Below are 13,275 nucleotides of genomic sequence, written 5' to 3'. Positions count from 1 at the left end.
CGCGCTCGCGCACGAATCCGCAGTTCAACGGCGAAAGTCTCCCAGGAACCTTGGCGCCGTGGCAGATCGGCTATAAGCATATCGCCGCGCTTGGCGGACTTCGGGGTAAGGCACGTAGTACGGAGCCTTCGGCCAACACCTATTGGCGCGTGCGCAGCTTTCGCAATTACGCGGACTATGCCCTTACGAAGCCGTTTACCGCGGGCTTGGCGCACCTGCGAGAACTCGGCATCCAACATCGCTGCGCCATCATGTGCGCAGAAGCCGTCTGGTGGCGCTGCCACCGCCGCATCATCACCGACTACCTGCTCAGCCAAGGCGAGAGCCTCATGCACATCCTTGGGGCGGGGCATGTCGACGAGGCCAGCCTGACACCCGGCGCTGTCGTGCGCGAAGATGGAACAATCGTCTATCCCGAAGAGCATCAACCGCTGGAATAGGCGTCGACTATCGCCGGTGGGGTGGCCAATTCAGGTCCCGCTGGTCGCGCCAAGCGCCTTGTCGACGATTGTCTGCGCCTCGGTCAGGATGGCGTGGAGATGGTCTTTCCCGCGAAAGCTTTCGCCGTAAATCTTGTAGATGTCTTCAGTGCCCGACGGGCGCGCGGCAAACCAGCCGCTTTCCGTGGTCACGCGCACGCCGCCGATTTCCGCATTGTTGCCCGGTGCGCGGCTGAGCACCGTCTGGATCGGTTCTCCGGCCAAGGTCTTCGACGTGATTTCATGCGGGGAAAGTTTTGACAGCTTTTGCTTTTGCGCAGGCGTCGCGGTTGCCTGTATCCGGTCGGCGACCGGGTCGCCCAGTTCTTTCGTCAGGTCGCGGTAGATCTCGCCGGGGTTCTTGCCCATCCTTGCCGTGATTTCGGCCGACAGCAGCGCCGGAACGATACCGTCCTTGTCGGTCGTCCAGACGGCGCCGTTGCGGCGCATGAACGTTGCGCCGGCACTTTCCTCGCCGCAAAAGCCGAGCGAGCCGTCCTGAAGACCCTGGGCGAACCATTTGAAGCCCACGGGAACTTCATACAGCTTGCGTTTCAGCCGGGCGGTAACGCGGTCGATCATCTGGCTGCTCACCACCGTCTTGCCGATGGCGGCATCCTTGCGCCATTCGGGCCGATGCTGGAGCAGATAGTGGATGGCGACCGACAAATAATGGTTCGGCGGCAAGAGCCCGTCCGTTCGGGTAACAATGCCGTGCCGGTCGTGGTCCGTATCGCAGGCGAAGGCGATGTCGAAACGGTCCTTCAGGTCGATCAGCCCCTGCATGGCGTAGGGCGAAGACGGGTCCATGCGGATCTGGCCATCCCAATCGACCGTCATGAAACGGAAGGTGGGATCGACCTGCCGGTTGACGATGGTCAGGTCGAGTTTGTAGCGCTCGCCAATGGCGGGCCAGTAGTGGACCCCGGCGCCGCCGAGCGGATCGACGCCCATGCGGATATGGGCGCCGCGAATGGCGTCCATGTCGATGACATTGCCGAGATCGTTCACATAGGCGTTCAGGAAATCATGGTCATGGGTGGTCGGGGCCTTGAGCGCCTTTTCAAGCGGCATCCGCCGCACGTCCTTCAGGGCACCGAGGAGCAGTTCATTGGCCTGCTTTTCGATCCAGCCGGTCACGTCGGTATCCGCCGGCCCGCCATTGGGCGGATTGTACTTGAAGCCGCCGTCGCGCGGCGGATTATGCGACGGCGTGATGACGATGCCGTCGGCCAGCCCGGTCTTGCGGTCGCGATTATAGGTGAGGATCGCATGCGAAACGGCCGGGGTCGGCGTGTATTCACTGCGCGCCGCCATCATCACCTCGACGCCGTTGGCGGCCAGCACTTCCAGCGCGCTGGCAAAGGCCGGTTCCGAAAGGGCATGGGTGTCGATGCCGATGAAGACCGGGCCGTCGATGCCCTTGTTCTTGCGATACAGGCAGATCGCCTGGCTGTTCGCCAGAACATGCGCTTCGTTGAACGTGTTGTCGAAGGAAGAGCCGCGATGCCCGGACGTCCCGAACGCCACCCGCTGCAGGGCAACCGAAGGGTCCGGCGTCTGGCTGTAATAGGCCGTGACGAGCCTGGCGACATTGACCAGCAGGTCGGGCGGTGCCGATTTTCCGGCCAATGGACTGATCTTCATCGTCATACTGATGCCTTACGTGGTTGACCGGCGGCCCGCGAGCTGCGCCCTCGCTGCCGCGACGACATGAGCCGGTTCGAAACCGAAATGTTTGGCGACGACCTTCGATGGCGCCGACAACCCGAAACTATCCATAGCGAGAATGGCGCCGTCGAAGCCGGTATAGCGTTCCCATCCGAAGCCGGATGCTTCCTCCACCGCCACACGGGCCGTTGTCGCAGGGGGAAGGACGGTGTCGCGATAGGCCTGCGGTTGGCTTTCGAACAATTCCCATGACGGCATGCTGACGACGCGCGCCTTGATGCCAGCCGCTTTAAGTTCTTCATAGGCCGTTACGCAGAGCGAGACTTCGCTGCCGGTCGCCAGTAATAGGACATCGGGCTTGCCGCCGGGAGCGTCGGCCAGCACATAGGCGCCTCGTGCCACGCCGTTGGCGCTCGCATAGGTCGAGCGGTCGAATGTCGACACCGCCTGCCGCGTCAGCACGAGGCAGACAGGCCGGTCTTTCATTCGCATGATGACCTTCCAGGCTTCCACGACTTCGTTGGCATCCGCCGGGCGCAGCACGACCATGCCGGGCATGGCGCGGAACGCGGCGATCTGCTCGATCGGCTGATGGGTCGGCCCATCCTCGCCGAGACTGATGGAATCATGAGTCCAGATGGAGATGAGGGGCAGTTCCATCATCGAACTAAGTCTCAGCGCCGCGCGGCAATAGTCGGTGAAGATCAGGAAACTGGAAACGAAGGGGCGCAGCTTCGACAGGCTCATGCCGTTGCCGATGGCGCACATGGCGTGTTCGCGCAGACCAAAGTGAAAGTTCCGGCCGCGATAGCTGATCGCCTGCTCGCCCTCGGGAGGCTGGAAGTCGCCGGCGAACTCGAAGTCGAGGTCCGTCTTCGTCGACGGAGACAGATCAGCCGCGCCGCCCAGCAACCATGGCATAAGGGCGGCAATGGCGTTCAACACCTGGCCGGAGGATTCTCGCGTGGCGAGGCCCTTCGCGTCGGCAGCGAAAGTTGGCAGCGCCGCATCCCAACCGGCTGGAACGTCGCGTTGCTGCATGTGATCGACCTGTTCGGCCAGGTCGGGGTATTGCTTGCGGTAGGCGGCAAATAGCTTCTTCCAGGCGACATGGGCGGCTTCTCCGCGCTTGCCGACATGCGCGCGAAAATGCGCCACGACACCATCGGGAACCTTGAAATCGGCATCCGGGTCCCAGCCGTAGAACTCCTTCGTCAACCGCACTTCCTCTGCGCCGAGCGGCTCGCCATGCGCCTTGTTCGTATCGTGCTTGTGCGGCGCGCCATGACCGATGTGGCTTTGGATGATGATCAGCGTGGGACGGTCGTGGGTATCGACGAATGCCTGGAGCGCCGTGTCCAGTTGCGCCAGATCGTCCGCATCGCCGACCCGCGCCACATTCCATCCATAGGCGGTAAAGCGGGCGGCTACGTCCTCGGTGAATGTCAGGCTGGTCGGACCTTCGATGGTGATGTGGTTGTCGTCGTAGATCCAGCAGAGATTGGAGAGCTTGAGGTGCCCCGCCAGCGATGCCGCCTCGTTGCTGATCCCCTCCATCATGTCGCCGTCACTGCACAGCGCATACACATTATGCGAGAACAGATCGTAGTCGGGCCGATTGTAGGTGGCCGCCAACCAGCGTTCCGCGATCGCCATGCCGACGCTGGTGGCCGCGCCCTGTCCGAGCGGCCCCGTGGTGGTTTCCACGCCCGAGGTCCAGCCATATTCGGGATGTCCCGTGCAATGGCTGCCAGCCTGGCGAAATGTCTTGAGATCGTCCAGCGTCACGGCCAGCCGATCTCCCGACGGATAGGTTGGACCTTTTGCCTTGACGCCGCACACATGGAGCAGGCTGTAGAGCAGGGCGCAGGCGTGGCCCGCCGACAGGACGAAACGGTCGCGGTTCGGCCACTCCGGATCGTCGGGATCATAGCGCAAGAAGTGCTGCCACAGGCAATAGGCGACCGGGGCTGCGTCCAGCGGTGTTCCGGGATGACCGGAATTCGCCTTCTGGACGGCATCGATGGAAAGCATCCGCAGCGTGTTGATGCAAAGCCGGTCGATTTGTGCCTGTGCCATCTTCTCTCCGATCGGAGCCTTGCGGCTCAACTGTCGGTTCAGTGCTTCTTGAGGCGGCGGTAGCGCTCGATCAAAGCATTGGTCGAACTGTCATGCTGAAGGAGCGGAGCCGCCGAGGCTTCCAGCTCCGGGATCGTTTTCTCCGCCAATGCCTTGCCCAGTTCGACGCCCCACTGGTCGAAGGAATCGATGTCCCAGATAACGCCTTGCGTGAAGACGCTATGCTCGTAGAGCGCTACCAGCGTGCCTAGGGTCTTTGGTGTCAGGCGCTCTGCAAGCACGGTATTGGTGGGGCGATTGCCTTTGAACATGCGGTGCGGAACCAGCCGCTCCGGCGTCCCTTCGGCGCGGACCTGCGCTTCCGTCTTGCCGAAAGCCAGCGCCTCAGTCTGCGCGAACAGATTTGCCATCAGCAGGTCGTGGTGATGCCCAAGCGGGTTCAATGCCTGGCAAAAGCCGATGAAGTCGCAAGGCACCAGCTTGGTGCCCTGGTGGATGAGCTGGTAGAATGGGTGCTGACCGTTGGTGCCGGGCTCGCCCCAATAGACCGGCCCCGTCTGGTAACCGACTGTCGCGCCGCCGAGCGTCACGTGCTTGCCGTTGCTCTCCATCGTCAGTTGCTGGAGATAGGCGGGAAAGCGCTTCAAATATTGCTCGTAAGGCAGAACCGCCACGGTCTGCGTCCCGAAAAAATTATTATACCACACCGAAAGCAGCCCCATCAGGACAGGCAGGTTCCGATCGAACGGCGTGGTACGAAAGTGCTCGTCCATTTCGCGGAAGCCGGACAGCATCGCCTGAAAATTCTTCGGGCCGATAGCGAGCATGGTGGACAGACCAATCGCCGAATCCATGGAATAACGGCCGCCGTCCCAGTCCCACATGCCGAACATCTGTTCGGTGTCGATGCCGAATTTCGCGACACCCTCTTCATTGGTCGAAACGGCGACGAAATGCCGGGCCACCGCTTGATCGTCGCCAAGCTTATGCAGCACCCATTCACGTGCGGTATGGGCGTTGGTCAGCGTTTCCAGCGTCTTGAACGTCTTGGAGCAGATGATGAACAGCGTTTCTTCAGGGTTCAGATCGCGTGTCGCTTCCGCGAAATCGGTGCCGTCGATGTTCGAGATAAAGCGAAAAACCATGTCGCGACGGCTGTAGTGGCGCAGTGCCTCGTAAGCCATGACCGGCCCGAGATCCGAGCCGCCGATGCCGATATTGATGACGTTGCGGATCGGCAGGCCGGTATGGCCGCGCCATGCGCCGCTGCGAACCTTGTCCGCGAAAACGGCCATCTTGTTAAGCACGGCGTGTACTTCCGGCACGACATCTTCGCCGTCGACCAGGATTTTCTCGCCAATCGGCGCGCGCAATGCCGTGTGGAGCACCGCGCGTTGCCCCGTCACATTGATTTTCTGACCGGTGAACATCGCTTCGATACGTTCTCGCAACCGGCAAGCGTCGGCAAGTTGAAGGAGAAGAGCGATCGTTTCCGTAGTGATGCGGTTTTTGGAATAGTCGAGGTAGAGACCGCACGCTTCGGTTGTGAACCGCGTTCCGCGCTGTGGATCGTCGGCAAAGAGTTGCCGCAGATGCAATCCTTGCACCGCTTGATAATGCGCCAGCAATGCTTTCCAGGCAGGCCGTTCGGTCAGCGGCAACGGCTCGGCCGAGACAGGCGCGTTCATGATCCGCGTCCCGAAGAAGCCTGCATCCGCTCGCTCTTGGACGCGATGACGGTCATCAAGTCGTTCCATGATTTGGTGAAGGATTGCGCGCCTTCGAGTTGGAGCTGTCTGGCAAGTGCTGCGGTATCGATCCCGGCCTTGGCGAATTCGGCAAGCACGATTTCGCTATCGCCGCCGTCCTCCGGCATGCCGCTGTCCACCGTGCCGTCTGCCGCGAACGCATGGAGCGCCTTTTCCGGCATGGTGTCGATCGTGTCAGGCGCGGCGAGTGCTTCGATGTAATAGGATTGAGGAAGCTGCGGGTCCTTGGTGCCCGTGCTTGCCCACAGCAGTCGCTGAGACAGTGCTCCTGCATTAGCCAATCCCCGCCACTCGGGCGAGGCAAGTCGCTCCCGATAGGCTTTATAGATTTGCCCGGATATGGCGATGCCCAGGCGGTTGCGCAGTTCTGCCGGAACCTTGTCCCAGCGGCTGACGAAGATCGACGCTACCGAAGCGATCTTCGGATCGAGGCCCGCATCGATGCGGCGTTTAATGCCGCGCCAATATGCATCGGCCGCGGCGCTATAGTGCTCCCGCGAAAACAGCAGCGTCACGTTGACGGGCACACCGGCGAAGATCGCTTCCTCGATGGCCTCGACGCCGGCGGGCGTGCCAGGAATTTTGATGAACAGGTTGGGGCACCGCGCCTGCCCATGCAGCCGCTTGGCGGCCTCGACGGTGGCGGCGGCATCATCCGCCAGCAAAGGCGATACTTCGAGCGAGACCCAGCCATCGACGCCGCTCGTCGCTTCATGGATCGGCCGAAACAATTTTGCGGCTTGTGTCAGATCTTCCAGCGCCAGTTCGAAGAACAGCCGCTCGCCGGTCTTCCCCTCGCTGTTCTTGCGGTGAAGCGCCCCGTCGTAAGCCGTGCTGTTTCGAATGGCCTCATCGAAGATGGTGGGGTTCGAGGTCAATCCCGTCACGGACAGTTCGTTGCAGTAGCGCTGGAGGGTGCCGCTGTTCAGCAAGTCGCGGGTGATATTGTCCAGCCACAGGCTTTGGCCAAGTTCGTGCAGTCGGGTTGTTGCGTTCATGGCGACCTCGCTATTGCGTGACGGTGGATTGGTAAGCTGTTCGGAAAAGTCATGCCCGACCAAGTCGCCGATGCGGTCGACGGCGATATCGGCGGGTCCATAAGTGGCGATATTTTTGGGGTCGAGCGCGTAATGGCCCTGACGCGGGAACACCGTTGTCAGGCGATCTCCCCAGCTTGCCTTCATCGCTGCCAGGATGCGCAGTTTGTCGTCGACCATGACATAATGGCGGGCCGGATAGCGTTTTGCCACGGCGTCCAGCATCTGCTCCTTGTGGACATAGATCAGAACCCGGCCGTCCACCGCCTGCCAAAGCCCGGATCGTTGAATCTTGCGCGGCTGAAAGATCACGTCGCCATCCGAGAGAATGACGGTACGGCCCCACCTGCGCAGATAGGCGATTGCCGAGAGCGCGCCGGGATATAAAAGGTCCGCGAAAGGGTAATCCATGAGATAGGCCGACATCAGCAAAAGGTGCGGCTCGTTCATGTGTGCCAGGCGATAGCGCTGCATTGCGCCAAGATAGTCGACATAGCCCAGTTCGGAGCGTAGTTCCTCCATGATCGCCCAGTAACGGTCGCGGTTTTCAGCGCCGAATTCCTTTGCGAGATGCCGTTTCAGGTCGGCCTGCAGGCGATCGTTGTCGAGCAGCGTGTTGTCGACGTCGAACAGGAACGTCACCTCAACGGGAGCTGTCATTGATCGCCTCCGCTGATGGCTTTCCCGAAGATGGATCGTGCCAGCCGCCATCGGCGGTGGCGAGGGCTACTGCTTCCTTCGGCCCCCAGCTTTGCGGCTCGTATGACTTGATCGGAACGGTATTTCCGAGAACCGGTTCCACGGTACGCCAGGCGGCTTCGATGCTGTCGTAGCCGGCAAACAGCGATGCATCTCCTTCGAGAGCGTCGCCCAGCAGGCGTTCATAGGGAGTTTCTTCGCCACTCTCATGGCGTTGGGCGACAAGTTCCACGGTTTCGCCGATCATGGCCTGACCGGGGGTCTTTACCTGTGCTCCGATCGATATCAGGACATCGGGGCTGATCCGGAACCGGAAGTAGTTCGGCGTAGCCGATGGTGGAGTTTCGAACACGGCATGGTACCGCGATTTCAGCTTCACCGTGATTTCGGTGGCGGTAACGGCCATTTGCTTGCCGGCTCGGATATAGAAGGGTACGGCCTTCCAACGCTCGTTGTCGATGTGAAGCCGCAGGGCGACGAAGGTTTCGACTTGCGAATTGGCGTTGACGCCGGGTTCGTCACGGTAGCCGCGAAACTGGCCGCGTACGGTCTCAATCGGCGAGATCGGACGCATGGCCTCGAACAGCGTCAGCTTGGCGTCGCGCATGGCATCCGGGTGATGGTCGGCAGGGGCGTCCATCGCCAATAGGGAAACTACCTGAAGCAAATGGTTCTGCACGACATCGCGAATTGCGCCGGTACTGTCGTAAAAACTTCCGCGCCCCTGCACGCCAAATGCCTCGGCCATCGTGATCTGGACGCTTTCCACATAATGGCGGTTCCAGATCGGCTCGAGGAAGGCGTTGGCGAAACGGAAGTAGAGCAGATTCTGGACCGGCTCCTTGCCCAAATAATGGTCGATGCGAAAAACGTCCGCCTCTGGAAAGAATTCCAGCAGCGTATGGTTGAGTGCCTTGGCGGACGACAGGTCGCGCCCGAACGGCTTTTCAACGATGACGCGCGCGTTTCCGGCGCAACCCGAAGTGGACAGGCCCTTGACCACGGTCCCGAACATCTCGGGCGGAATGGCAAGGTAATGCAGGGGGCGGGCGGCCTTGCCCAAAGCCGTGTGGAGTCGCGTGTAGGTGGCGGCGTCGCTGTAGTCGCCGCTTATATACTGGAGCCGTGCTACCAGTTTCGCGAAGGCCTGCTCATCAAATGTACCGTGCTTTTCAATACTGTCACGCGCGCGGGCAATGAGTTGATCAACACTCCAGTCCGATTTGCTCACGCCGATGACAGGCATGTCGAGCCGACCATCCCGCGTCAGGGCCTGCAGAGCGGGAAAGACCTGCTTGTAGGCCAGATCACCAGTGGCGCCGAAAAACACGAACGCATCCGCTTGGGTAGCCGGCATCTTCACCTTCCCGGCTGTCTGGACTGGCTTTGCATTGTAGCAAAACCAACCTTGGCCCGGCACGTTCCTTCACAAAAGCGTGGTAGGCGGCGGCACCGCCTGCACGCAGGCTCAGCCTGGATTAGGCAGGGCATAGGCAATGATCGAATCGCCGGCTTTCGTACCCGTCGATCCATGGCCGCCGGCAACGACGACGAGATACTGTCTGCCGTCCGCGCCCTTATAGGTCGAAGGTGTCGCCTGGCCGCCGGCAGGCAGGCGAGCGCTCCAGATTTCTGCTCCCGTCTTGAGGTCGTAGCCGCGCACATAGTAGTCCAGCGTGCCGCTCAGGAAGGCGACGCCGCCCTTGGTGACAATCGGCCCGCCAATGCCCGGCACGCCCATCTTGAAGGGTAGCGGAACAGGCGACAGGTCGCGCACCGTGCCGTTGACGTGCTTGTAGACGGTCTTGCCGGTGGTGAGATCGACGCCGGCGACATAACCCCAGGGCGGCGACTGGCAGGGTAGGCCGATGACCGATACGAACGGTCCCATCTTCGCCGCATAGGGTGCGCCGAAATTCTCATTGAAAACGTCTTCCCCATCCCTGCTGACGACGCGCGCATATTCGTCCGGGCGCGGAACAAGCTTGGACGTGAAAGCGAGATAGACCGGCATCGCGAACATGACCTGACGTTGTGGATCGACTGCCACCGCGCCCCAGTTGAAGGTGCCGAAATTGCCGGGGTAGATGATCGAGCCTTTTGTCGTCGGTGGCGTGTAGCGTCCGTCGTAATTGAGACGGTGGAAAGCGATACGGCAAGCGAGCTCGTCAAGCGGCGTTGCGCCCCACATGTCCTTTTCCGTCAGAGGCGGGGGGTTGAACGAGATCGTCGAAACCGGCTGCGTCGGCGCCGTGGTGTCTCCCTGGACGGCACCGCTCGGGGCCGGTTCCTCGGTGACGGGCAGCGCAGGCTCTCCGGTCTTGCGGTTCAGCACGTAAACTTCGCCCTGTTTGGTCGGCGCCACCAGCGCCGGCACGTCCTTGCCGTCGATGGTGAGATCGACAAGGCTGGGTTGCGCCGGTGCGTCCATGTCCCACAGATCGTGGTGGGTCATCTGATAGACCCAGGCGACCTTGCCGGTATTGGCGTCGAGCGCCAGGATCGAGGACGAAAATTTTTCCACGTCCGCGCTTCGGCCCGCGCCATACTGATCGGGCGACTGGTTGCCCATCGGCAGATAGATCAGGCCGAGCTTGGGATCGTAGCTGGATACGCTCCACGAGTTCGGTGCGTTTTCCGAATAGGTCTGGCCGTTGGGGATCGGTGCGATCGCATCGGGCTTCTTGGAATCGAAGTTCCAGACCAGATCGCCGGTATTGACGTCGTAGGCACGAATAACGCCGGAAGGCGACGTCGTGGCGACGTTGTCGTTTACCGCGCCGCCGACAATCACAAGATGATCGGTAACGACGGGTGGTGAGGTCGAATAGACCGAGCCGGGAGTGATGTTGGGCATGTTGGCCCACAGGTTGATGGTGCCGTCGTCACCACCGAAGCCCGGACAGATGACGCCCGTCTCGGCGCTGATCGAGATAAGCCGGCCGTCGGACGTCGGCACGAACAGTCGTTTGATGCAGGAGGGATCTACCGGGCCGGTGGCCGTCGTTTCCTTGCGGTCGACTTGAGGATTGGGATCGCCGCGCTTGGCCTGGCCGGTCACCACGTTTTGCGGCACGCCGGCCGCCTGCTTGGTCACCTGGGCGACACTTGCCGCCAAGCGCTGCTGTTCGGTGGACGCCGTCTGCGGTGCGCCGGTTGCGGGAGTGGAGGCGGAGGCTGCCGGCTGCGCCGACCCATCGAAATACGAGACGCCGCGGCAGGTGAGATGCTGCGTGGTCGGCCTGATCGTCTGCTGCAAATGCGGATCGAAACGCCACTTCTGCTTGCCGGTAACGGCATCGAGGGCGATGACCAGATTGTGCGGCGTGCACACATAGACCGTATTGTCGATCATCAGTGGCGTGACCTCGTAGGTGGCCTCGCCGGGGTCCTTGGGACCGCGAATATCCCCGGTATGGTAGGTCCAGGCGACTTTCAGATTGCCGACGTTCTGCGGGGTTATCTGGGTAAGTGGCGAATAGCGGTCGCCGGCTGCGGTACGGCCATAGGCTTGCCATTCCCCATCGGGAACTTTGCTGTCTGCCGCGTGCGACGCGGCCATGCGGTCGTCGGGGAAGGCGCCGGCGAGATCGTGCGGCGACTGGAACATCGCGTAGACGCCGGCAAGCGCGGCGATCACCAGGGAACCGGCCAGAAGCCCGCTGGAGCCGTCATAGCGGGCCCAGCCACTGTCGGGGCCGTGAAGGGAACGGACCATGGGCGGCAACAGCAGCAGTGCGCCCAGCACAATGAGCAGGCTGCCGCGCGCCGAAAGCGCCCACCAGTCGAAGCCGACTTCCCACACGGACCAGCCCAGTGTCACCAGCAGTGTAACGCCGTAAAGCGCCAACCCGGCGGGGTTGCGCCTGAATGTCAGGATGGCCGAAACCACAAGGGCGCCACCCAGCACGATATAGAACCATGATCCGCCGAGCACCGCGAGCCAGACGCCGCCGGCAAACAGCGCCGCACCGATAACCACGACCACGAGTGAAACGATTATCCGATACATCAAGTCACCACGCCAAAATTGCCGCGTGGATCATTTCGCTCGCAGATGCAGGCGAGGTGGCGATCAGCAGAGAGGCTGCTACAAGGCCGGTCACACGGTGAGTTTGTCATTCAACGTTCGCAAAACGACCGGGCGGCGATGACGTTCCTGAGACGCATATCAACAATTCGTCATCCAACAGGCGGCGGTCTTAGTGTCGGCGCTGGGGGAAAACCATTGCGACCCGTTCAACAGCGATTTGCGCCTTGTGGAACCGCCGGCAACTCGTTCGATAAATCTTCTCCGCCAGCGTTTCTGTCGTTCTGGCCTAGTGTGATCAGGCGGGCGCTGCGCTGGTTACGTACGTATATCCACAGCCAGGACAGCGCGACGCTTAGCCGGTTGCGCACGCCGATCAGAAAATAGATGTGCGCGATGCCCCAGATCCACCATGCGAGAGAGCCCCGGAGCTTGATCCAGCCGAAGTCGATTACGGCGCGCCGCTTTCCGATCTGCGCCAGGCTGCCGTCGTGATGATAGCGGAAGGGACGGACAGCAGCGTAGCCGCTCAGCCGCGCCTTGATGGATTCGGCGACGTAGCGCCCTTGTTGCTTTGCGGCGGGCGCGATACCCGGGACCAGCTTTCCATCCGGACCGGGGATCGTCACCGTATCGCCGATCGCAAAAACATCCGGATGACCGGGAATGGTGAGGTCAGGAAGGACCAATAGCCGGCCGACACGGTCGGCTGGCGCGTCGAGCCATTTGGCGGCGGGCGAGGCCTGCACGCCGGCAGCCCAGATAATGGTCTTGGCTTCCAGGCTTCGACCGCCATAGACGACACCTTCAGCCGTACAGTCGGTGACCGCTTGGCCGAATTCGACCTCGACACCAAGGCTTTCGAGCGAGTGTTGCGCATAGGCGGATAGATCATCGGGATAACCCGCTAATACGCGTGGACCAGCTTCGACGAGAACGACGCGGGCTTTCCTCGTATCGATGTTGCGAAAATCCGGCGCTAGCGTATCGCGCGCCAATTCCGCGATTGTGCCGGCAAGTTCCACACCGGTCGGACCGGCGCCGATAATGACGAAGGTCAGGAGCGCGGCCTGTCGGCGTGGATCGGTTTCGCGTTCCGCACGCTCGAAGGCGAGCAGGATACGACGTCTGATCGTCGTGGCATCCTCGAGCGTCTTCAGGCCAAGAGCGAATTGGGCCCATTCGTCATGGCCGAAATAGGCATGACGGGCACCGGTGGCAAGAACCAGCGTAGCGTAAGAGACGGCTTCGCCTCCATCGAGCATCACACGACGGGCATCCGTATCGATGCCGAGCACCGTGGCGAGCAAGGTCTTAACTTCCGGGCGTCCGCGCAAAAGGTAGCGTACCGGCCATGCAATTTCTGATGTCGCCAGTGACGCGGTTGCGACCTGATAGAGCAGCGGCTGTGAGAGCGGCGGTGCAAAAGTCGGCCACGGTAACGGCGCGCTAATCTCGCCGTAGGGGCGGAGTAAAATCCGGCCACCTATCTTCCTTCTGCATTGAACGCA

7 protein-coding genes and 1 pseudogene are annotated in these 13,275 nt (G+C 61.5%); 1 reads left to right on the top strand and 7 read right to left on the bottom strand.

Going from position 1 to position 13,275, the window contains the following annotated elements; translation table 11 throughout:
• The coding region (locus ACX3P0_RS24625; protein ID WP_459092763.1) for a DUF488 domain-containing protein at positions 1–440 on the top strand (440 nt) is incomplete at its 5' end.
• A 30-nt stretch (positions 441–470) separates the two neighbouring features.
• Here the strand turns inward: ACX3P0_RS24625 and pgm are convergent.
• From pgm to ACX3P0_RS24590, 7 genes and pseudogenes are all read right to left on the bottom strand, one after another.
• Positions 471–2,132: a phosphoglucomutase (alpha-D-glucose-1,6-bisphosphate-dependent) gene (gene pgm / locus ACX3P0_RS24620; protein ID WP_459092761.1), complete on the bottom strand. Its 1,662-nt coding sequence runs from the start codon at positions 2,130–2,132 to the stop codon at positions 471–473.
• 9 nt (positions 2,133–2,141) lie between these two features.
• Complete coding sequence (gene tkt, locus ACX3P0_RS24615; protein ID WP_459092759.1) at positions 2,142–4,229, bottom strand: transketolase; 2,088 nt, start codon at positions 4,227–4,229, stop codon at positions 2,142–2,144.
• Between the two features lie 38 nt (positions 4,230–4,267).
• Complete coding sequence (gene pgi, locus ACX3P0_RS24610; RefSeq protein WP_459092757.1) at positions 4,268–5,917, bottom strand: glucose-6-phosphate isomerase; 1,650 nt, start codon at positions 5,915–5,917, stop codon at positions 4,268–4,270.
• On the bottom strand, positions 5,914–7,695 hold the full coding sequence (tal, locus tag ACX3P0_RS24605) for a transaldolase (RefSeq protein ID WP_459092755.1): 1,782 nt from the start codon (positions 7,693–7,695) through the stop codon (positions 5,914–5,916). Before tal ends, pgi begins: the two co-directional genes overlap by 4 nt.
• Entirely contained in the window at positions 7,679–9,091 is a 1,413-nt protein-coding gene (gene zwf, locus ACX3P0_RS24600; RefSeq protein ID WP_459092753.1) for a glucose-6-phosphate dehydrogenase, read from the bottom strand. The genes tal and zwf overlap by 17 nt, the downstream gene beginning before the upstream one ends.
• 111 nt (positions 9,092–9,202) lie before the next feature.
• Positions 9,203–11,746, bottom strand: coding sequence for a membrane-bound PQQ-dependent dehydrogenase, glucose/quinate/shikimate family (locus ACX3P0_RS24595; protein ID WP_459092751.1), 2,544 nt, complete (start codon positions 11,744–11,746; stop codon positions 9,203–9,205).
• 227 nt (positions 11,747–11,973) lie between these two features.
• Positions 11,974–13,179, bottom strand: a pseudogene (locus ACX3P0_RS24590) (NAD(P)/FAD-dependent oxidoreductase); the annotation flags it as partial.
• Between the last annotated feature and the right edge of the window lie 96 nt (positions 13,180–13,275).

The organism is Mesorhizobium sp. A556 (assembly GCF_054489545.1).
Note: the sequence above shows the minus strand (reverse complement) of the source record. Positions and strands in the feature narration are given on the sequence as shown.

Excerpts from the sequence above, each read along its gene's own strand:
- tkt (WP_459092759.1), bottom strand. The coding sequence starts at position 4,229 with ATGGCACAGGCACAAATCGACCGGCTTTGCATCAACACGCTGCGGATG.
- tal (WP_459092755.1), bottom strand. The coding sequence starts at position 7,695 with ATGACAGCTCCCGTTGAGGTGACGTTCCTGTTCGACGTCGACAACACG.
- zwf (WP_459092753.1), bottom strand. The coding sequence starts at position 9,091 with ATGCCGGCTACCCAAGCGGATGCGTTCGTGTTTTTCGGCGCCACTGGT.
- ACX3P0_RS24595 (WP_459092751.1), bottom strand. The coding sequence starts at position 11,746 with ATGTATCGGATAATCGTTTCACTCGTGGTCGTGGTTATCGGTGCGGCG.
- pgi (WP_459092757.1), bottom strand. The coding sequence starts at position 5,917 with ATGAACGCGCCTGTCTCGGCCGAGCCGTTGCCGCTGACCGAACGGCCT.
- pgm (WP_459092761.1), bottom strand. The coding sequence starts at position 2,132 with ATGACGATGAAGATCAGTCCATTGGCCGGAAAATCGGCACCGCCCGAC.